A 552-nucleotide genomic window follows, 5' to 3' on the forward strand; every position below is an offset into this window, starting at 1 on the left:
ATCTTCGGGCTGGCATCGCTTGCGGGCGCATTTGCCCCGAACATGACCTGGCTGATCGTGTGCCGCTTCTTCATGGGCCTCGGGCTCGGCGCGGAAATCGTGGTGGGCTACGGGTCCATCGGCGAATTCATTCCGCCTGCCGTGCGGGGCCGATGGTCGGCGTATCTGTCGCTGATCACGAACTCCGCACTGTTCTTTTCGACCTTCCTCGGCTACCTGATCATTCCCGCGATCGGCTGGCGCGCGATGTTCGCGTTCGTCGGCATTGGCGCGATGGGCGTCTGGGTGCTGCGCAAGAAGATGCCCGAGTCGCCGCGCTGGCTTGAATCGAAAGGACGGCTGGATGAAGCCGAGGCGATCCTGAAGAGCATCGAGGCCGAGACCGCAGAGGGGCGCGAACTGCCGCCGATCGTCGAAACCACGCCGCGGCGCACGACCACGAGCGGGACCACTCTTGGAACCACGCTCGGTAGCCTCTTCAGGCCGCCGCTGCTGCGCCGCATGGTGCTCGCAGTGACCATCCAGATCGCCATCAATGTCGTGATCTACGGG

The 552-nt window shown here is 64.3% G+C and carries 1 protein-coding gene; it reads left to right on the forward strand.

Annotated elements, in window-relative coordinates; translation table 11 throughout:
• A partial coding sequence (locus AWB67_RS39255) for an MFS transporter (protein ID WP_125477924.1) occupies positions 1–552 on the forward strand: 552 nt, incomplete at both ends.

The sequence above is a fragment of the Caballeronia terrestris genome, from assembly GCF_001544515.1.
GTDB classification, from domain to species: domain Bacteria; phylum Pseudomonadota; class Gammaproteobacteria; order Burkholderiales; family Burkholderiaceae; genus Caballeronia; species Caballeronia terrestris.